At 47.2% G+C, this 21,104-nt stretch carries 18 protein-coding genes; 5 read left to right on the top strand and 13 right to left on the bottom strand.

All coding sequences use genetic code 11. From position 1 onward, the window contains the following. From ACYVK4_RS18640 to rho, 3 genes are all read right to left on the bottom strand, one after another. On the bottom strand, positions 1-705 hold the full coding sequence (locus ACYVK4_RS18640; protein ID WP_461129032.1) for a ThuA domain-containing protein: 705 nt from the start codon (positions 703-705) through the stop codon (positions 1-3). A gap of 251 nt (positions 706-956) precedes the next feature. Then, entirely contained in the window at positions 957-1,817 is an 861-nt protein-coding gene (locus ACYVK4_RS18635) for a sterol desaturase family protein (protein ID WP_461129031.1), read from the bottom strand. A gap of 126 nt (positions 1,818-1,943) precedes the next feature. Beyond that, positions 1,944-4,235 carry a transcription termination factor Rho gene (rho, locus tag ACYVK4_RS18630; RefSeq protein ID WP_461129030.1) on the bottom strand — a complete coding sequence of 764 codons (2,292 nt, stop codon included), beginning with the start codon at positions 4,233-4,235 and terminating at the stop codon, positions 1,944-1,946. A 527-nt stretch (positions 4,236-4,762) separates the two neighbouring features. Between rho and ACYVK4_RS18625 the strand changes: the two genes are divergently transcribed. From ACYVK4_RS18625 to lptC, 3 genes are all read left to right on the top strand, one after another. After that, positions 4,763-5,569: a type III pantothenate kinase gene (locus tag ACYVK4_RS18625; RefSeq protein ID WP_461129029.1), complete on the top strand. Its 807-nt coding sequence runs from the start codon at positions 4,763-4,765 to the stop codon at positions 5,567-5,569. Beyond that, positions 5,526-6,833, top strand: a complete 1,308-nt coding sequence (locus tag ACYVK4_RS18620) for an OmpP1/FadL family transporter (RefSeq protein WP_461129028.1) — start codon at positions 5,526-5,528, stop codon at positions 6,831-6,833. The genes ACYVK4_RS18625 and ACYVK4_RS18620 overlap by 44 nt, the downstream gene beginning before the upstream one ends. Positions 6,834-7,022: 189 nt before the next feature. Then, positions 7,023-7,616, top strand: coding sequence for an LPS export ABC transporter periplasmic protein LptC (gene lptC / locus ACYVK4_RS18615; RefSeq protein WP_461129027.1), 594 nt, complete (start codon positions 7,023-7,025; stop codon positions 7,614-7,616). 22 nt (positions 7,617-7,638) lie between these two features. On the opposite strand, the gene ACYVK4_RS18610 is transcribed toward lptC, so the two are convergent. The 10 genes from ACYVK4_RS18610 to ACYVK4_RS18565 form a co-directional block, all read right to left on the bottom strand. Continuing rightward, complete coding sequence (locus ACYVK4_RS18610; RefSeq protein ID WP_461129617.1) at positions 7,639-8,058, bottom strand: c-type cytochrome; 420 nt, start codon at positions 8,056-8,058, stop codon at positions 7,639-7,641. Further along, a complete protein-coding gene (locus ACYVK4_RS18605) occupies positions 8,058-8,726 on the bottom strand; it encodes an SCO family protein (RefSeq protein ID WP_461129026.1) in 669 nt (222 codons plus the stop codon). Before ACYVK4_RS18605 ends, ACYVK4_RS18610 begins: the two co-directional genes overlap by 1 nt. Beyond that, positions 8,692-9,147: a viral A-type inclusion protein gene (locus tag ACYVK4_RS18600; RefSeq protein WP_461129025.1), complete on the bottom strand. Its 456-nt coding sequence runs from the start codon at positions 9,145-9,147 to the stop codon at positions 8,692-8,694. Before ACYVK4_RS18600 ends, ACYVK4_RS18605 begins: the two co-directional genes overlap by 35 nt. A gap of 62 nt (positions 9,148-9,209) precedes the next feature. After that, a complete protein-coding gene (recN, locus tag ACYVK4_RS18595; protein ID WP_461129024.1) occupies positions 9,210-10,883 on the bottom strand; it encodes a DNA repair protein RecN in 1,674 nt (557 codons plus the stop codon). 66 nt (positions 10,884-10,949) lie between these two features. Continuing rightward, positions 10,950-11,855, bottom strand: a complete 906-nt coding sequence (porD, locus tag ACYVK4_RS18590) for a type IX secretion system protein PorD (protein WP_461129023.1) — start codon at positions 11,853-11,855, stop codon at positions 10,950-10,952. Between the two features lie 36 nt (positions 11,856-11,891). Then, the gene (coaBC, locus tag ACYVK4_RS18585; RefSeq protein ID WP_461129022.1) at positions 11,892-13,112 is read right to left on the bottom strand and encodes a bifunctional phosphopantothenoylcysteine decarboxylase/phosphopantothenate--cysteine ligase CoaBC; all 1,221 of its coding nucleotides are present in this window, start codon (positions 13,110-13,112) and stop codon (positions 11,892-11,894) included. Positions 13,113-13,260: 148 nt separating this feature from the next. Next, entirely contained in the window at positions 13,261-13,575 is a 315-nt protein-coding gene (locus ACYVK4_RS18580; protein ID WP_461129021.1) for a DNA-directed RNA polymerase subunit omega, read from the bottom strand. Between the two features lie 74 nt (positions 13,576-13,649). After that, positions 13,650-14,549: an outer membrane protein assembly factor BamD gene (locus ACYVK4_RS18575; protein ID WP_461129020.1), complete on the bottom strand. Its 900-nt coding sequence runs from the start codon at positions 14,547-14,549 to the stop codon at positions 13,650-13,652. Between the two features lie 121 nt (positions 14,550-14,670). Then, positions 14,671-15,315, bottom strand: coding sequence for a T9SS type A sorting domain-containing protein (locus ACYVK4_RS18570; protein WP_461129019.1), 645 nt, complete (start codon positions 15,313-15,315; stop codon positions 14,671-14,673). Positions 15,316-15,410: 95 nt separating this feature from the next. Beyond that, a complete protein-coding gene (locus ACYVK4_RS18565; protein ID WP_461129018.1) occupies positions 15,411-17,243 on the bottom strand; it encodes an OstA-like protein in 1,833 nt (610 codons plus the stop codon). Between the two features lie 33 nt (positions 17,244-17,276). On the opposite strand from ACYVK4_RS18565, the gene tilS reads away from it, so the two are divergent. Both tilS and ACYVK4_RS18555 read left to right on the top strand, forming a co-directional pair. Then, the gene (gene tilS / locus ACYVK4_RS18560) at positions 17,277-18,617 is read left to right on the top strand and encodes a tRNA lysidine(34) synthetase TilS (protein ID WP_461129017.1); all 1,341 of its coding nucleotides are present in this window, start codon (positions 17,277-17,279) and stop codon (positions 18,615-18,617) included. A 133-nt stretch (positions 18,618-18,750) separates the two neighbouring features. After that, a complete protein-coding gene (locus ACYVK4_RS18555; protein ID WP_461129016.1) occupies positions 18,751-21,033 on the top strand; it encodes an OmpA family protein in 2,283 nt (760 codons plus the stop codon). Positions 21,034-21,104 lie beyond the last annotated feature (71 nt).

Raw genomic sequence — 21,104 nt, 5'->3', positions numbered from 1 at the left:
TTAGTCGGCGGCTCGTTCCTTGATTTTTCCCAACCATAGCAGGCTGTCGAGAATTAGCGTATCCTGAATCTTATTGCCAAAGGTATACGATAATTCTTTGTCAGTCTTATTGTCGTAGTCAATGTCATTATGCCCCATATTGACGTACAACATCCTGTATTTTCGATTTGTCCAGACAACCGGGTAATAGCCGCTATGCCAGATCTCATGGGGCTTCGGACCCGTGCCCACTGGGAAACTGGTCGGGTCGATGGACAACAGGATATGAATGTCAGGATTAATACTCAAATCATTGGTCCAGCGGTACCACTCGTTGGGCGATGACGTAAACGTTTTGGGTAAGTGCTTGGTGGCGGGGTGTTTTCGATCTTCCACACGCAAAACGGCTGCGGTGGGTCGCCAGGTGTTACTGGCATAGGACCCCGATCCTAAAAACTCATTGTGAAACCAATCCCAGTTTTGCGGGTAGGTGGATGGTGTCAGCGCGAAGCCCGCAAAGTGAAAACCCATCCAGCCCCCACCATTTTTCATGTACTTTTCGAATGCTTCCCGTTGAGCAGCTACCTCCGGGCGGGTATCTAAAAACAGAACAATCTGATAGTTGGACAGAAATTGGGTATTCAGGTTGTTCCAGTTGCTTGTTGAATCGTAAATGAAATTATGCTCAGTAGCTGTTCTGGTAAACCATTTGTTGGCTTCATGCACAAAACTGATATGGGCTTTATCATTTTTCGCCGTGAAAAAACCAATTACTCTGAAAGCTGGCGAGTTGCAAAACGCAGGTTTGGCAGGTAGAAGAACAGCAAAAAGAAATAAACACAAGAGCCTACTTTTTGACTTGGAACGCACCATTATATTTCAGGTTAATCGGTTGTCTGGCTGGATATTGACCGGTATCATACATGCTGTTAGACCGCAAACTTACACGTAAAACCTACCAAAATAGTACACTTTTATCATTTGTTCTCTCTAAGTTGTTTCGTCGTTTTTCGGGACCCGTCATGACTCCAGCCCGGTGGGCCAAAAAGGTATCCTATGGCAGCTTGCAGGGAAGGAGCACGACGGATATCCCGCCCAATCGCCATCCATTCATGAAAAGCAATCCGGACAGGATTGTGCGAGTTGATATTGGTTGTTAGCCCGTATGTAGGGCGATCCTGTTCCAGGGCAAATGTGCCGAACATACGATCCCAAATTATCAATATGCCCGCATGGTTTTTATCCAGATAATCAAGGTCGGAGCCATGATGTACCCGGTGGTGAGAAGGCGTATTGAAAACAAATTCAATTGGAGCCGGAAATTTATTGATGTGTTCTGTATGAATCCAGAACTGATACAACAAGCTAATAGACTGCATGGTCATAACAGCAACGGGCGAAAAGCCAGCCAACGGAAGCCAGAGCCAGAATACAAAAGCCCCAGAAATATTACCTGTCCAGGTCTGACGAAGTGCTGTACCCAAATTGTATTTCATGGACGAATGATGCACCACGTGGGAGGCCCAGAAATAGCGGCTACTGTGGCTGATCCGGTGAAACCAGTAGTAACTGAAATCATCAGCAAAAAACAGGATTATCCATGCCCACCACATCGTCATATCGATCGTAAATAACCTGAATTGGTACAGAAAAGTAAGGGCACCAAATACAATGGCCTTGCCAACAATACCAATAATAACGTTGCCAATGCCCATGGACAGGCTGCTGGCCGTATCTTTTGCCTCGTAATAATCTTTATGCTGAATGGCAGTAACGATGACTTCTGTTACCAGCAGGATGATAAAGCCAGGAATGGCATATTGGATTAGATCACGCATAAATTTTCTGACTATTATGCAATTTATGTCATAATCCGTAAATAATGATTTTTGGAGTTTATATTAAAAAAGAAGCACCGCGATGGCGGTGCTTCTGATAAAGAATCGGTTGATCGATGAACCGGATTACCGATTCATCGAGATCAGGAATTCCTCGTTACTACGAGTGCCTTTCATGTGGCCAAGCAGGAAGTCCATACTTTCCATTGGGTTCATATCGGACATATGCTTACGCAGAATCCAGACACGCTGCAGGGTTTCTTTGTCTAACAACAAATCTTCCCGGCGTGTACCCGATGCCATAACATCAATGGCCGGGTAAACCCGTTTATTCGCCAGTTTACGATCCAGTTGAAGTTCCATGTTACCGGTACCTTTGAATTCTTCGAAGATAACCTCATCCATTTTGGAGCCGGTGTCAATCAGAGCCGTAGCGATAATGGTTAACGAACCGCCATTCTCTACATTCCGGGCGGCTCCGAAGAAACGCTTCGGCCGGTGCAGGGCGTTGGCATCCACACCACCCGACAAGATCTTGCCGGACGAGGGAACAACCGTGTTATAGGCCCGTGCCAGACGTGTGATGGAGTCGAGAAGAATAACGACATCATGGCCACACTCAACCATGCGTTTGGCTTTTTCAAGCACCATGCTCGACACTTTCACATGCCGGTCGGCCTGTTCGTCGAAGGTTGATGAAATGACTTCTGCATTGACACTGCGGGCCATGTCGGTCACCTCTTCAGGACGTTCGTCGATCAATAAAACGATCAGATAAACTTCCGGGTGGTTTTTTGTAATGGCGTTGGCAATCTCTTTAAGCAGGACTGTTTTACCCGTTTTCGGTTGGGCTACGATCATCCCACGCTGACCTTTCCCGATAGGCGCAAACAAATCAAGGACCCGCGATGAATAATTATCGGGGCGGTTGCTGAGATGCAATTGTTCCTCCGGGAACAAAGGGGTAAGGTATTCGAACGGAATCCGGTCGCGGATTTCTTCCGTTGTCTTGCCGTTGACCGTCGACACCCGTAAAAGAGCGAAGTATTTTTCACCTTCTTTTGGCGGGCGGATCGCTCCCCGAACGGTATCGCCGGTTTTGAGGCCAAATAATTTTATCTGCGATGGGGATACATAAATATCATCGGGACTAGCCAGATAGTTGTAATCGGCCGATCGCAGGAAACCATAACCACCATCCTGCATAATTTCCAGAACACCTTCGTTGTCGATGATGCCGTCAAATTCACGGATGTGCTGGTTATACTGACGACGAATGCGATTCTGGTATTCCTGGGCTTCCCGGGTTGCCTGCGAAACCGGAGGCTGGGCGGGTTGGTCAGATTGAACGGCATCGCCCTGGGGTTGCTGACCCTCCTGCGTTTCTGCTGGCGTATCCGATGGGTCAACGGGGGTGGCTACATCCGTAACAGTGGCCTGGCCCGCCGTTTGCATATTTGCGGCATTGTCTTCGGTGACAACGGTTGGCGTCATAAACTCTTCATCGGCCTGTCCACCGTAATTCAAACCGGATTCGTCGGTGACTATACGTTGGGTGCGGGGCCGTTGATCACGGCGTTGGGTATTATCCCGTGGACCATCGTTTCGATCACGATTCACATCAAAACGAGGGCGTTGGTCACGAGGTCCTTGTGAAGTACCATCCGGACGCGGATTCCGCTGTTGATTCAAATCAGGTCGGCCGTTCCGATCGTTACGCGGATTGTTGGGCCGGAAATTACGATCCGTTGGAGAAGCTGTTCCATCACCATCAGCCCGATTACGTACCGGTTGCCCAAACGTATTGGGTCGTTGTCCGGGGTTAACCATACGGTCCCGGCTTTCGCGAGGCTGGCGTGTGGGCTGCTGCTGACCGGATGGACTGGCTTCAGAGGAGTTATTATCAACAGCTGCCGGCGAAGGAGTTGTTTCAAGAGCGGGAGTGCTGTCTGAATTAATCGGGCTGGGAGCTGCGTCTACTGCTGGGGCAGTTGTTTCGGCAATTACTGCCGTATCGACTGTTGCACTGGGTTCTGCCGGTACATCCCGTTCACGACGAACACGCTGCCGGGGTTTTGGCGTATCTGAGGTAGGTGCTGTAGTTACTACATCCGCTTCTGGTGAAATAGCAGCGGGTGTTTCTACGGGTACAGGCTGGTTTTCCTGAGCGTCAAATGTTGAGTCTACAGCCTGTCCATTAGGGACAGTAACAGTCTTGGTGCGCCGACCACGCCGAGGGGCCTCCTCTGCTGGAGTGGCTTCTTCGGAAGCAGGGCCAGGGCGTTCGGATTGCTGTTTTATGATTTCGTAAACTAGTTTTTCTTTTGTGAATTTGCCAATATTACGAATACCGAATTGCTCGGCAATGGGGTGAAGCTCCGAGAGAAGCTTCATGTCTAATTCTTCTTTCTTGAACATAGAGGTCAGGTTAGCAATAAACCTTGAAAGAACCGCCGGGGCGGTAATAATGAAAGTTGGGAGTTATTGAATGAATGAGATTGCCCGTTGTAAGAGCAATTGGCAGTTGACTGGTAGCCTAAGGGTGGGGTTACTGATTGACTAAACCAAATGAACCTCGATAAATTCAACTAATTATGTAATGATAATGGGTCAAAAGTATATAATGGGGTGATTGCTTAGTCCAAACACAACCGCCTGGTGGGGCCAGACTCGATGATTGTTAAAACGTTTGGAAAACGGAGGTCTGCCGTAGCTTAAAAGAGTTGCTGCTTTGGTAGAAGCACTACCTGCCGACCGAATTGATGCAAGCAAAGGTAGTATTTTGTTCCGGTTTTATCAACATAACGTTATCAGGTAGCAAATGTTTCCAATGGCTGAATATAATTTAAAATCATCAAAAAACTTTATTCCCGTTAAAAAACCTTAAAACAAGATAAGGAGACAAATTTTGTACCAGGAAGAAGCGTTCATTTTACCAAATAGCAATGGAAAGTAAAAGTTACTCGGCTGGCCCTTCTGATTCCATGAACCTGGTTATCGATTGGGGTAACTCAAGGTTAAAAACGGGCTGGTTTTTGGGTTCAGAACTGGTGAATGTTGGTCGTTACGAATCGGTTGAAGACTTGACTGATGATCTTCTTAACCGATTGCCGGCAAATATTATGGTGTCATCGACAAGTCGGCCCGGGCAGGTTATCCGGGAACAGCTAGCGCAATTGGGTACTGAAGTATGGGTACTGGATAGTCAGACGAAGGTGCCAATTGGTAAAGCTTATGATACCCCATTGACGCTGGGAGCCGATCGGGTAGCGGCTGCAGTGGGTGCAACGACTCTATTTCCCAAACAGGATTGCCTTGTTCTTGATCTGGGCACTTGCCTAACGGCAGATCTGGTTGACCGGGAAGCCGTGTTTCAGGGAGGGTTGATTTCACTGGGGTTGCATATGCGCTTTCGGGCAATGCATGAACAAACAGCTCGGCTGCCCCTTGTTGATGTACCGGAAGATGTAACAGAAAATTGGCCCTCGCCAACGGGCAAGAATACACAGCAGGCAATGCAGAGTGGTGTATTGAATGGAATGGCGTTTGAGATGAATGGTTTGGTTGATTACTACCGCCGGGAACACCCGGGTATTGTGGTATTGATGTGCGGGGGCGACGGGTCTTCCTTTGAAAGTCGTCTTAAACCCCCGATATTTGTGGTTCCTGAATTGGTTCTGATTGGGTTGAATCGAATTTTACGCTATAATGTTGAGAATTTACAAGCGAATACGCCAGACGTTAACGCATAGTTTGCTGGCTGTTGCCGCGACATCGCCGATAGTATTGGCGCAGGGATTGGGTAACTCACCCTATTCCGCTCTGGGCATCGGAGAACTTTACAGCCCCGGTAATATTACAAATATGGGTATGGGCGATGTAGGCGTGAGCAACGCAAATGCCTTTTACCTGAACCTGCAAAACCCTGCTTTACTGGCCCGCAGATCGCGGTTTACCGTTTTTGAAGTTGGCCTGATCGGTCAATCGAAAACCATAAGCCAAAACATCAGCAATAGTGTTAAAAGTCAAAGCAACTTTGCCGGTAACCTAAGTTATCTGGCGTTGTCGTTTCCGGCCAATTCCCGTTGGACCATGGGCTTGAGTCTGAAGCCTTATACCTATGTGAACTACAATATTCAGAAATACGAATCGGTCCCCGGAACGCAGTATTTTGCCGAATACAATTACACCGGTCGGGGAGGGTTAAACAAAGCTACTTTTTCCAATGGATTTCGGGTTGCGAAAAACATTTATGCGGGTGTAGAAGCCTCCTTCCTTTTTGGCAATATTACCAATTCGTCGGACGCCAGAGCTATTGTCAATTCATCGTCTGACATTCGTATAAACCACCTGGAACGAACCAATTACAGCGATATCGTCTGGAAACTGGGTGCTGCCTGGCGGCCTAAAATCAATGACAAATGGGCCCTTAATGTCGGCGCCACCTACGACCCGCAAATACGGGTAAAGGCTGTTCAGACCGATATCTATCAGCAGACTACATTGAGCGGACAGGCCATTGCATCACCAGATACCCTACGACTTAATTCAAATGCCTTCTCAACTTTACCCCAGCAAATGCATTTCGGGGTAAGTATTGAAAAAAGCAATACGCTCCTCTTTGGCGTCGATGTTGGTTTTCAGAAATGGAGCCAATACCGGACGGCAGAAAATAAACCGGGGAACCTCGTTGACGCAACAAATATTTCTGCCGGACTTGAATATACCCCTAAACCAACGTCGAACCGCTATAAGGACCTGATCACGTATCGGGCCGGTTTTCAATATAACCGCATGCCGTATGTGGCAAATAATGGGGTTCAATTGAATGATGTAAATGGAAGCCTTGGCGTATCTATTCCGCTTGGCGCTTATTACGTAAACCACGTCACGCTCTCGCTCGTCGGCGGGCAGCGAGGGGTTCTGAGTGGTACCCAGATCAAAGAGAATTACTTCCGTTTTGGGCTAGGGTTCTCACTTAATGACCTATGGTTCCGTAAAACAGTTATCGATTAACAGCTTTAATGGTCGTTGCGAGCTGCTCGGTATCGTATGTCCTTTTCTTTTATAGTCAAAAAAGCAGATGCCCGCAGGAACATTTATTGCGGGCATCTGCTTTTAATCTGTGAGCCCTACGCAGCCGTTGTTCAGGACCGTACAGGTAAGCGAGAACATTGACTAAAAGACTTATTGTCAAGTACTCCAATGAAAATAGACGTCAATACTACAGTAAACAGAAGAGTTGATTTGAAAAAAACGGCGATTTATCTGTCTTTTATCCTTCTACCTTTTTCATGGCTTTTAACGGCTTGTGAAGAGACGAAGCAGGTAAAAAAGGTAAATCCATACAATGGGCCGATTGAAGAAATTAATGATGTAAAGTTACTCTATAGCGAGGCCGCTAAATTGAAGGTTAAACTGACGACCGCTAAGCAATTTCGCTATATGAATGAGGATCGACGTTATCCAAAACCCGTTTATATTTCTTTCTACAGCCCAACGGGCGATGAAATAACCACTATTCGATCGGATTCTGGCCGGTATGATAAAGTAAAAGACCTGTATACTGTTATGGGCAACGTTGTTGTCGTCAATAAACAAAAACAGGAAAAGCTGCTCACACCCGAGTTGAACTGGAAACCAACAACCAAAAAGGTATTTACGGAGAAACGGGTGACAGTCCTGAGCCAACTGACGGGTGAGAAGCTCTATGGCATCGGCCTTGACGCGAACCAGGATTTCAGCCAGTACGCCATTCGAAAACCAACTGGCGTTTTTAACGTAGAAGGGGGGATATAAACGCAAAAAACAGGCTTAACACCTATTTTTTGCACGTATTCAGAACCGGTGTTACTTCCTTAACGTCGGTCACTTTAGTTTCGCCACCCCATTCATTGTAGATGTAGGTAGTCAGTTCGGCCACCTCCAGATCACTCAGTTGGGGCTGTGCTGGCATAGGCCGATTATATGGCTTACCGTTAACGACGATTGGCCCCTGCTGCCCGTTCCGAATCAGGCAAATTACACTTTTTTTGTTAACCAGATAATCCGATCCCGCAATGGGTGGATACAGAGAGGCAACACCCTGGCCTTTGGCTTGATGACAGTTGGCGCAATTATTCTTGAACAGAAAAATACCTTCAGTAATGTATCGCTGACGCTTTATTTCTTCGACTGTCTGGCAGGAAAATATAATGGTCAATGTAGAGAAGGCCAGTAAAATTCCGAATTTGTGGAGCATCATGGTTTATATTCGGCTAGTAATCGGTTCATATCGGTCATTAGTTGATCAACGCCAGACTCCGTAGTACCATCGTAAATACCCCGGATATGCCTGTCTTTGTCGACCAGAATGAACGCTCCGCTATGAACAACGCCCCCTGGTGCCGATGAATCGGCTTGAGCCGTTACCATATAGCTATTTTGGCCAATGTCATAAATTTTGTCCCGGTCGCCGGTCACAAACAACCATTGCCGACCCGTAACGCCAAGGTTTTGGGCAAATTCTTTTAGAACAGCCACAGAGTCGTGTGCCGGGTCAATGGTGTGAGATAGCAGCATGACATCCGGATTTCCTTTAAATTTTTCGTATACCCGTTTCAGCTGCACCTTCATTTTTGGGCAAATGGTCGGGCAATTGGTAAAGAAAAAGTCAGCAACGTAAATTTTATTGCTTAGGGTATTCGCCGTAACGGTATCACCATATTGACTGACAAACTTAAAATCAGGGATGGACTGATAAACGGAATCAGTGACTGCTTTGCCATCAACCATTTTGGTAACGGCTTCCCGCTGGCCTAATATAGGGAGTTTATCCGCTGAACCGGTACAGCCTGACTGGCTCAGGGTAACCCCGGTGAGCAGAATCCAGAGACTATTTTTTACCCAGGAACTGGCTTGCCTGTTCAAGACTCGTTTTGATTTTTGAATTGACATCGTTGATTTGGTCTTTTTGCGCGCTTAAATAGCGCAGTGCTTCTTCGGATGGCAGCTTGGATAGTGTGTCACCGTTGTATTGATCCATCCAGTTCATCATCAGGCTGTCCGCAACATCTAGATCACGACGTAACCGACTCGCCTGTTCCCGCTCTTCATCTACACGAAGTGTAGCGCTGGCCGATCCGCTTTCTTTAAGGCTATCGAGCGAAGCAATCCGTTGTTTTAACTGCTTTCGCATTTTCATAATGTCGTCCATTTTGGGCATTATTTTGTCATGGATAGCGAATACGTCGTTCTCAGCTTCTTTAACAGCTTCTTCTCCTGAGTTGCATGACCATAACAAGCAGGACAGAATAAACGGTCCAACAAGTGAAAGGGTAAGTTTACGCATAGAGCAATGGAGGGTTTAGGTTAAGTAGGTAATGGCCAATGGGATCGCGTTTGATCTGTGCATTATTTTGCTGTTGAGGCAGCCCGTTGTTTTAATATTTCACGAGCATTTTTAAGGGCACTGGGAGAAGGATTTTTGCCGCCAATCATCTGGGCAATTTCGTTAACGCGTTCTTCCAGGGTCAGCTTTTTCATACGGCTGACGGTTTTAGCCGCTGAATGATCTTTATACACGAAATAGTGGGCGGTGCCCTGACCGGCAATCTGGTGTAAGTGGGTAATAGCAATAATCTGATGACTATGGGCCATATCCCGCATCATGTTCCCCATCTTAATGGCAATCTCTCCCGATACACCTGCGTCAATTTCGTCGAAGACGATGGTAGGTAGCGATCGTTTGCTGGCGAGAATATACTTGATGGCCATCATCAATCGGGAGAACTCACCACCCGATGCCACATTCTTCAATTGCTGGGGCTTAACGCCTTTGTTGGCACTAAATAAAAACGAAATTGTGTCGACACCCGATGCGGTGGGTTTGCCGATCTCAGCATGAACTTTCAGCGATGCGTTGGGCATTCCCAGATCATTCAGTAAACTGCCAATTTCGGTTTCAATAGGCTGAAGGACCGCATTTCGCGAATTTGATAGGGCGTTTGCACTAATTTGCAGCTGAGCACGGGCTGCATCGGTCTGCGCTTTGGCATCCGCCAGGGCATCATCCAGATTCAGTACTTTGCTTACTTTCAGGCCAAGTTCATCGCGTAAGGCAATCAGTGCCGCCACGTCTTTCACCTGATGCTTTGTCTGGAGCTGATACATCAGGTTGAGTCGTTCGCGAATCGTTTCGGCCCGTGTGTCGTCAATTTCTACCCGATCCTGTTCAATACTGATTTCATCGGCTAAGTCGCGCAATTCGATCAGGCTGCTCTGCGCCCGTTGTTGCAGTTGCTCGTACTGATTCGACAGTTTGCTGATATAAGCCAGATTGCTAACCGTACCTTTTAAAAAGTCAATGACCGATTGCTCCGTATTGTCCAGGTATTCATAAGCTACCTGAAGGCGTTCTTTAATGTCTTCGGCATTTTCCAGAATCGTCAGCTCCTGTTCAAGCGTCTCCTGTTCGTCAGGAAGCAGTTGCGCTTTCACGAGTTCTTCATACAGAAAATTATTGTAATCAAACTCTTTCCGCATGGCCGAAGCCTCAGACTGTAGCTGGTCGAGGTGGGCTTTCTTTACCCGGTACGCTTGGTAATCAGCCCGATAGGTGCGTAAATGCATTTCATTCTGGGCATACGTATCCACAATCTCCAGTTGGTAATCGTTGGAGCCCAACAACACCGAGTCGTGTTGTGAGTGGATGTCCATCATCTCGCTCGTAATGCGCCGAAGCGTTTCGAGGTTGACGGGGGTATCGTTGACAAAGGCACGCGACTTACCGCTCACGCTGATTTCCCGACGCACAATACAGGTGTCGGAATAATCTAGTTCTTCTTCTTCAAAGATCTGTTCAATGCGATAACCCGATACACCAAAGATACCTTCGATAATGCATTTTTGTTCGGGGTTGTAAAGCACGCGCGTATCGGCCCGGTTACCCAGCAATAACCCGATAGCCCCCAGAATAATTGACTTACCGGCTCCCGTTTCACCCGTGACGATATTGAGTTCACGATCGGGCGAAAGCTCGAGTTGGTCAATTAGTGCATAGTTTTTTATGAGTAAATGCGAAAGCAAAATAAGAGGTAGTTAGCAGTAAACAGGTAACAGCGAATAAAGACAAAATTACTCACTTGTTACGGCTCACTGTATTAATTTCCGGTAGTTTTCTGTTTTGGCCGGATCCAGAAACGAAAGCAGGTCAAACGCTTGTTTTCGTTCGGCCGGGGTCCCCTCATAGAGGATATTGTATAACTCCTGCGATTTCGCATCGAAGAACGAATTGATCAAGACGGAATTAGGTAGTTGAAGGCCAATTGTACGGATCGTGTTCAGCAGGTTCAGCGTTTGTTTGCGAGCTTGCAGGGGGTTGGCCGCAAACGCATCCAGGACTTGTCGGTGATAGGTGTAAAGGCCATCCCGAAAAGGGATCAGTTGCTGGTTCTGCATGTTCTCAATCAGCCAGTATCGGTTTCGGCGGTCTCCTCCATTTTGCCAGGCCCCGTTCGGCGATCCCTGTTGAGCCAGGTTCGTGATCGTATAGGCCCGCTGCACGTATGGATTACCGCCCTGCTTACTGAACGTGTCATAATCAACCGCCAGGATCACATTGGCGTAGTAGGCAAGCAGTGATGTCAGATCGTCGGTGTACTGGTTCTCCCGATAATAAACGGGAGTTGTAGGCAGATAGACAAAGTTGAACGAACGGTCGACATAGCTGAACGTCGTTGTTTCGTAGTTTGTGCCATAAACCGGACGGGTTACCGTGATCTGAGCAGTTGCCTCAAAAGCGCCCTGGGTGAGGGACTTTAGCAGGTTAATATTCAATGAACAATTAATGCGTTCCGACACACCAAACTGGTCATTGCTCCAGCGACGGTTGTTCATGAACTCCGTAATGATTCCCTTTAGCTGGTTTATGTAGGAAAAATCAGTTTTTTGCTGGGCAAATAACTGGTCTGAATTAACGGTCACCTGACAGTTAAGTTCCTGCGCCCGCACAGAGCCGACCAGACAACTTAACAGCAGAAAAATTCGTAGTACGTTCATTATTACTTCCGTTGGATGTGGCGGAACATCTGTGTATTAAAGCGCTTTTTCAACTAAACTAACCAAATCCTGTGCCACTTCGTCCTTCGATTTAAGGGCAAATTCGTATGTCTGTTCAGACTTATCCATAACGGTAATCTTGTTGGTATCGTGCCCAAAACCGGCGCCCGAATCACGTAGTGAATTTAACACAATCCAGTCTAAATTCTTAGAATAAAGTTTTTTCAGCGCGTTCTCTCGCTCATTATTTGTTTCGAGAGCAAAGCCCATCATCAACTGACCCGGCCGCTTCTGTGCGCCTAACGTAGCGGCAATGTCGGTGGTTTTTGTGAGCTCCAGTGAAAAAACTGTTTCTTTCTTCTTGATCTTCTGATCGGCCGGATGAGCAGGTGTATAATCGGCAACTGCGGCACTTAGAACGACAATATCTGCCTTTTCAAAGACCAGTCTAGTGGCCTCAAACATTTCCTGAGCCGAATGAACATCAATGCGCCGGATGGTTGGGTCGGGGAGGGGTAGCGCCGTAGGGCCACTCACCAGTGTAACATGGGCACCTGCACTGGCGAACGCTCTGGCAATGGCATAACCCATTTTACCCGTGGAATGGTTACTGATGAATCGAACGGGGTCGATAGCCTCTTGGGTCGGTCCCGCTGTTATCAGCACCTGCTTGCCCGCCAACGGTCCTGCCTGATCGACCGTCCAGAATCTATCCAGAACATCGACGATAGTTTCGGGTTCCGCCAATCGTCCGGCGCCAATCAAGCCACTGGCCAACTCACCGTGTTCAGCCTGGATGATGTGGTTGCCAAACGATTCCAGTCTCCGAAGGTTCTCAAGGGTTGTTGGGTGCTGGTACATGTCGACGTCCATTGCCGGGGCAAAAAATACCGGGCATCTGGCTGATAAATAAACAGCCGCCAGCAGATCATTACACAGGCCAATTGAACAACGAGCCAGCGTATTGGCCGATGCAGGAGCAATGACCAGGGCATCGGCCCAAAGGCCAAGTTCAACGTGGTTATTCCAGCTTCCGTCGCCATTATGTTCACTGGCTGAAGTGGTAAAAGTTGATAGAACCGGTCGTTTTGAGAGGGTTGCCAGTGTTAACGGAGTGATAAACTGTTGGGCGGACGTGGTCATGATGACCTGCACCTCAGCACCGGCTTTTACCAAAAGCCGCACCAGCAGCGCCGATTTATATGCGGATATGCTACCCGTTACCCCCAGAAGAATTCGTTTGCCTGCCAGCGACATTGGTTGTTGATTAATGGTTAATCATTTTTGGTAATGTGGATGTGCCTTTCCGAACGAATAACACAAGCACAATTAACCGGACATAAAACACCAATGACCGCACGGTAATTTACCGTGCGGTCATTGAAAAAAAACTATGTGGGAAGGTTTACTGTTGAGCGTCTTCGTCGTTATAACGCCAGTAGACTTTACCCTCCAAAAACTCATCTGTAGCAATCGACGTTGGCTTCGGCATCCGCTCGTAAAACTTCGATATCTCGATTTGCTCCCGGTTCTCGAAGACTTCTTCCAGATTATCGACAGCCGATACGAACTCCGATAATTTGTTGCTTAACTCTTCTTTATTCTTGGTTGCTATCTGACGGGCGCGTTTCGATATAATGGATACCGATTCGTACAGATTCCCGGTCTGAATAGCGATTTTGTCGCTATTGCGGGTGATGATCGATGGATTTGTTGCCATAATAATTGATTCTCGAAATTGATGTGAAGTTTACTCTAGTTGTCGCTCAAGAGTCGTTCAACCGTAAACTGTATTTAATTGGCTGCCGTTACCTTTGCGGGGCGATTGGCATCTTTTAAGCGCTCTTTTTCTTTTTCGCGTTCCTGTTCGAGTTTGTCCAGACGGTCAATTTCTTTTTGACTGGTTTCGAACATTTTTTCGGATTGTTTCAGATATCGGCTGTTAGGATATTTGTCCACAAAAGCCTGATGATAACTGATTGCTTCCTGATAACGTTCCTTCTGCTTGGTTTCCAGACTGTTCTGAGCCAGACTGAACTCTGCATCAACTTTTAAGAATGCCAGTTCTTCGTTGTACTCAGAATCAGGAAAATCCTTTTGAAAGTTGTTAATGGCGATAACTGAAGATTTGTAGGACGCAATATTGAAGCCACTGGTCTTGTAGTACAATCTGGCTTTTTCGTATGCTTTCCGTTCCAGCTTACCACGCAGTTCCAGAATCAACTTGGTTGATTCATCTTTATACTTACTATCTGGATAGGCATTGATAAAGTCCTGAAGCGCTGATGTGGCGGTTAGCGTGTTAGACTGATCAAGGTTATAGGAGGGGGTATCCTTGTACAGGGAATAAGCATACATGTACATGGCCTCCTGCGCGTAGTCGGACCGGGCGAATGTCTCGTAGAACTTCTTGAAGAGGGTAGCACTTAGCAGGTACTGCTGTTGCTGGTACTGTGTATAGGCGTAGTAGAACTGGGCCATCTCTGACTCAGTGCTGCCCTTAAGAACTGGAATTAGCTCCTCAAATAACAAACCTGCCCGATACCAGTCGCCCTTCTTGTAATACTCAATGGCTCCTTTGTATTTCGCGTCATCGCTCCCACTTTTCTGTAATTTTGAAAACGGACTGCATGATCCAAGCAGAAACGCTACCCAAACCCCTAACAGAATCTTACCAATATGACGGTGTTGCATATGTTTGCAAAGATACAAAAAAAATAAAGGCTACACCGTTAAAACGACGATGTGGCCCTGTGTAGTGCTGAAAATGACTGGTGAATCGGTCCGTTTAGGTTATTTTAACTAAAAAACTAGCTTATTGGTGGCGAACGAGCAACCGTTTTGTAGCTACTTTCTTTCCATCAACAGAGAGTTGGTATAAGTAATAGCCGGTGTCCAGCAAACGAGTACCGATACGAAGCTTACGCTCATTCCGCTCCAGTTCATATTCGGCAACCGGAGCCCCTAAAACATTCAGCAAAACAAGTTTTGCTTCGCCGGGACTGGAAAACTGGTAATCTACTTCAGCCACATCGTCGGCAGGGTTCGGATAAGCATTGGAGACCCAGATTTTCTCATTTGTAAAGAGTCGGTTCTCTGCTTTGCCCTCCTGAACGGCAACCGGCTGACGAGGAGCACTTTCAAGGGCAGGGGAAATCTCTGCCGTCGTTGATTTAGATGTAGAACGGGACATCAGCAACGAACGGTAGTGTTCATTGATAGCACTGTTCTTATGTACGGTCATGGACCTGTCGAGCCCGGACAGCGTAGGGTTGGGTACAATGGAAAACCGCTGCACGGGAAGGCCCGCCGTGGTTGGTTTGCGTGCTGATGTGGTACGACCCAATTCGAGTCGACTTCCCTTCCGAGCATCAGAATCCCGCTGGGCGACCTGCGCCTTGAGCGGGTTCCTTGCCGTTAGCAAGCCCATCAGTACACCAATAAGTATAAGTTGTTTCATGTAAGTCTACTTCATGCACGCTTGTATTCAACACAAACCTATTCATCTTAAAAGACAAAGTCAACGGGCTATTGTCTAAAAAATTGTTAAAAGGGTCAATTATTACCTTTTTGAACCAATTTTTGAGCCAAAGGTTTAATTGCGTTCTTATTTTTTAATGGTTTTCTAATTACCGGCTGCTCGGCAGGTGGTGCTTCCAGCCATAAAACTTGTTTCTTGGTTGGTTTTTCAGCTTCACGCCACCGAAAACCATCCAATTGCTGAACGTCGGGCGTCAGCTCTTTTGGTGGAATTAACTGAGAATCCGGGTGCCCATAAAAGCGAATTCGCCCAACCTTATTATCGTTAAATTCAATATTCATTTTACTGGATTCAACATGGTTCAACCCGATCAACTTGTTTTTTTCGTCAACAGCGTAGTATAAACTCTGTCCATTGCCTTCGACTAAAACCCGGTCTATCACGGTTTGCTCCTGCGTTGAAACAGTGGTTGAAACGGGTACCCCGGTTTTATTCGCCAATACGCGTTTTACGGGCCGATTCGTTGCTACTGCTGAAAGAGAAGCAGGTGCATTGGTCGCTTTTTGTGCCTGGAAACCGTCAGAATTGGCCGATCCAACCGTTGTCGAAACCACTTTTGTGGCAAAAAAAGCGGTGATCGTACGCCCTTTTATCTGATTGTAATTGTTCAGCGTGTCGAGCGAAATGACGAACGATTTAGTCTTTAAAAAAAGGGTATTGATCCTGTTATTTTTCATAACGGCCCGCATCGAATCCGCTTCCATTTGGTATTTATTCTGACTCCAGACGATGGGTTTTTTGAAAAAATAAATTGTGGAATCGGCAGTGTCGTAAATGAGCGAATCACACTTACTCTGCAAATCGGATTTGTACAAAAACACATTTTTCTGCCCTAATAACCGGCGGGTGTTCGTCACCTTATTGTCAAAGGAAAAAAGCGTGTCGGCCCGCAGATAAAGGGTGTCTTTTGTGGTTTCATTTGCCAGGCTTTTAGCTACCGGATGCCCCGTTACCCGCGATATTCCCGCTTTGCCATTGTAGCGAACATGATCACCGGTAATTACAGCCTGTTTATCTTTTGCCACCATGATCACATTCCCTTTCGCGATACCCAGCTCAGAAAGGTTGTCGTAATACAAGGTATCGCCGGTGAGCCGGTATTTGGGCGTTTCAACGGTGGCCCGTCGTCGGAAATTCGAAATGCCGGTTGTTGTGTTATACTGCCCTTCGACAGCCGTCAAAACACCATCTTTATTCGTTATCCGTGTTGGCCCCTGAAAAATAGCCAGTCGGCTTATGGAGTTATACAGTAGGGAATCGGCCGTGAGTGTACCTTTGGGGTTTACCAGACGAACGTTCTGTCGGAAAGTGAACAGCTTGGTACGTGTGTCATAGTACCCTTCTTTACTGGTCAGTATGTTCTCTTTGTCAACAATGCGGCCGGGAGTTGGGTAATGGGCAATACCCGATAACATGTCGTAATCGAGCTGGGCCGTGGTGAGGGTCATCTTTCGGTCGCGTAAGCTGACACGTCCCCGTAGATTTGCCTGTTTCACATTTCCGTAGTAAAACATAGTATCGCCCTGAACGGTAATGGTATCGCCCTGTATGATCTTTACATGACCGTAGGCTTCAATCACATTGGTCGTTGCGTTCTGTATGGCAAGGTCACAGAACATAAGCACCCCTTTTTGCCGGAACCGAACGTTGTTGTATATTTTCCGTACAACCTGGCCGGGTACAGTGAGACCCACCAGCGAGTCTGCACCCGGTAGCAACTCGACTTTGTCGGCAGGGCTACCCGGTACGCTCGGTCGACCGGGCATAGGCTGGTTAACCTGCGCCCATGAACTGGCCGAGATGAGCAGTGAACAAAGCAGAATAAAAGCGGCAAGCAAACGAATCATGGTTACAAAACTACGGCTTAGGGCCGACACCAAATGGTTGATGCAGAATTTTTAGGATTTATTAACGACAATCAGCTGTTTGGGCCGACTGAACGGGTTTTGCTGGCGGTTAGTGGTGGTGTCGATTCGGTGGCGATGGCCCATTTGTTTTACCAGGTTGGTCAGCCGTTTGCGATGGCACATGTAAACTTCAGTATGCGGGCTTCCGAATCTGATACTGATGCCATTTTTGTAGAAAACATGGCAAGGCGCTATGGGGTTCCGTTTCATACCATCCGTTTTAATACGTCTGAATTTGCGCAGCAGCACCGGATCTCGATCCAGATGGCTGCCCGTGAGTTGCGGTACAAATGGTTCGAGGAACTGATTCAGCAACATGCCTATGCCTGCGTCGCCACGGGGCATCACCTTAATGACCTGCTGGAAACCGTGTTACTTAATCTGACGCGGGGCACTGGATTAGCGGGTCTGCATGGTATTTCGCCCCGGCAAAATCAGCTTGTTCGGCCATTGCTGTTTGCTACCCGCGATCAACTGGCGGCCTATGTGAACGAACAGGGACTGGTTTACCGGGAAGATAGTTCGAACGCCGATGATAAGTATGCCCGGAATCGAATCCGTCATCATGTGATACCGGTTCTTAACGAGTTGAATCCGGGTCTATGGCAAACGCTGCCCAGAACCATTGAGCGGTTTCGGGCGGCCGAAGTGCTCATGAGGGCAGAACTCGACCGATCCTGGCAGACAATAGCTGAACCGAGAAATAACGGTGTGGTACTTTCCAGAGAAAAGTTACGCCTGATGCCGGAAGTAGCTTTCCGGTTAATGGAGTGGCTGAAACCCTTTGGCTTCACAACCGACCAAGCCCAGCAAGTTGCCCATATCCTCTCCCATGCTCCCGGCCAGGTTATTCAATCGGGTACCCACCGGATTGTTCATGAGCGATTTGGATTGTTAGTCGAACCCTTACCACAACCGGTAGACTTTAGTCTGGTACTGGCGGAGTGGCCTACGGCACCGGTTGATATATCAGGACTCTTCACCCTAGCTATCGACTTACTGGAGAAGCCTGTTAACGTAACGATCACTGATGACCCTGCCATTGCTTTGCTGGATGCTGACAAGCTGGTTTTTCCGCTTACGATTCGTCTTTGGCAACAGGGAGATAAACTGCGGCCACTAGGGCTGAAAGGGCATAAGCTGGTTAGTGATTTGTTGAATGACCTCAAAGTAAGCCGGCTGGAACGAGAGCGAACGGTTGTACTGCTTTCCGGGAGTGATATAGCCTGGGTTGTTGGTCGCCGAATCGGTCACCGGTTTCGCTTGACGGACCAAACCTCCCGAATTGTACGGATGGAAGCCTTCGTTAAGTGAATAAATAGCTCTATTAACCTAAATAAAATAAATAATATGCTTCGGCTTTCTGGCTTAGAACACGCTTTTGTAAAGTTGGCACCTTATTTGATAAGGTTTGAGCAAGCCCAAGAATTTTAACTCAATAATTACCATGAACCGAATTGTACGTGTCCTGCTACTGATAGGACTGGCCTTCTGGAGTCTGACTGCTCAGGCACAAAGTGCGCGGCTACGAGCGGCTAATAAGCAATTTGACAACCTTAGTTATGTAAGCGCGGTGCGGGCCTATGAGGAGTTTTTGCGGACCGACAAAAAGAAGGACCCTGCCGAAACCCGCGACGCATTAATTAAACTTGGATATTCCTATCGGAAACTAGAAGATACACGTAATGCGGAACGTGTTTACGGCGAACTGGTTAAATCATATACGGAGCTTGATAGCGAGGTGTATCTATACTACGCCCAATCGCTGGCCCAGAACGGTAAATACCGGGAATCCCAAAAAATGTACAGCCAGTATGGCGAAAAGCAAAAAGAGGATTTACGCGGTCGACGCTTTACGGTCTCCTACATGGATATGAGCCGGTTCTATCAGGACTCCTCATCGTACAGACTCTATAATCTGCCTATTAATTCCCGGCAGGCCGATTTTAGTCCTATGTATTACAAGAACGGGTTAGTTTTTGTATCAGCCCGGGACGAATCGGGGGCTGTGAAGCGGGTATTCAACTGGAATCAAACGCCTTTTCTGGACCTGTATTTTCACCCCGATACGAATCAGCTTCGTGTGCCTGGTTCAGACCTGGCCCGTTCGGTTAATTCGGCGGTGTTAGGGGGCGGTAGTGAAACCAAGATAGAAGGCCCCGAAGTACCGGCCGACAATACGCCTTTATCTAAAACGGAAGTCTTCAGCCGTACATTGAATACAAAGTACCACGAAGGTCCCATGTCGTTCACCAAAGATCAGAACTTCATTGTTTTTACCCGTAATAATACCAGTAAGGGGAAATCAGGGAAAAGCTCGGATGGTGTTAAAAAGCTGAAATTATATTCTTCAGTCAACAAAAATGGAAAGTGGGTTGATATTCAGGAGTTGCCGTTCAACAGTAACGAATACTCCGTAGGTCACCCGGCTTTCTCGCCCGACAATACAAAAATGTATTTTGTATCGGACATGCCGGGTGGGTATGGCGGTACGGACATCTACGTAGTTGAATTCAGTAACGGGCAGTGGGGAACGCCCGTTAATATGGGTAAGGAAATCAATACAGAAGGCAACGAAATGTTTCCGTTTGCCGCTGAGGGCGAAAATCTTTACTTCTCCTCAGACGGACATGAAGGACTTGGGGGGCTGGATGTATTTGTAGCGGAACTGAAAGATGGAATCGCTTATAAAGGCGTTCAGAACGCAGGTGCTCCCATCAATTCCGAGAAAGATGATTTTGGGTTCATCACGGATAAGTACCGCACCAGTGGTTATTTCAGCAGCAACCGTAAAAAGGGCGTGAGTGATGATGACATTTATTCCTTCCGACGTACATGCAAGCAGCTGAACATTCTGGTGTATGATGCCAAAACCGGAACACCCCTCGAAAATGCCGATGTCCGCATTCTGCGTAACGGCGTAAATCAGGATTTACGCGTGACGAATGAAAAAGGACGTACTGATCTTTGTGTCGACTCAAATGCTGATTATGAGTTTAGGGCTATCAAAGAAGGATTTGCCATGAACAGCGTCCGGTTTTCAACCCTTACCCAATCGCCCAAGCCGGTATTGAATGTGTCCATTTATCTGGAGCGTTCGGAAAATACGGTGGTAAAAGGCGTAATCAAGACGGAAGTGAATCAGCAGCCGGCCAAAGGTGTGAAAGTGACTTTACGGAATGATAAAGACAAGTCGGAGCAAACCGTTACCACCGGCCCCGATGGAGGGTATGAATTCGATGTGAAGCCTAATGCACCTTACACGATCACCGCTCAAAAAGACCGCTACGCGACCAAGAAAGCGCAATATGGTAAAACAAAGCGAAAAGCTCAGGTGATCACCGACTCGCTAGGTTTGTATGGTGTTGGCGACGTTTTTCAATTAAAAAACATTTATTACGATCTGAACAAGTTTTTCATTCGGGCCGATGCGGCACAGGAACTGGATCACGTGCTGGCTATTTTAAAAGAATATCCACAAATGCAGATCGAACTACGCTCACATACCGATTCGCGGGCTACCGACACCTACAACATCCGATTATCTGAAAACCGGGCCAGAGCGGCTATGGATTACCTGGTGTCCAGGGGCGTTCCAGCTAATCGACTTGTTGCCCGTGGCTACGGTGAGTCAGAAATTATTAACGGCTGCGTCGATGGCGTAAACTGTTCTGAGGGCGAGCATCAGCAAAACCGGCGCACAGAATTCAAGATCGTGGCTGTTCAATAAGAAAAGTTAAATCACCACATAAAAAAAGAGATTCTTGTAAAAAGGGTCTCTTTTTTTATGTGGTGGAATGT

The organism is Spirosoma aerophilum (assembly GCF_054782495.1).
Note: the sequence above shows the minus strand (reverse complement) of the source record. Positions and strands in the feature narration are given on the sequence as shown.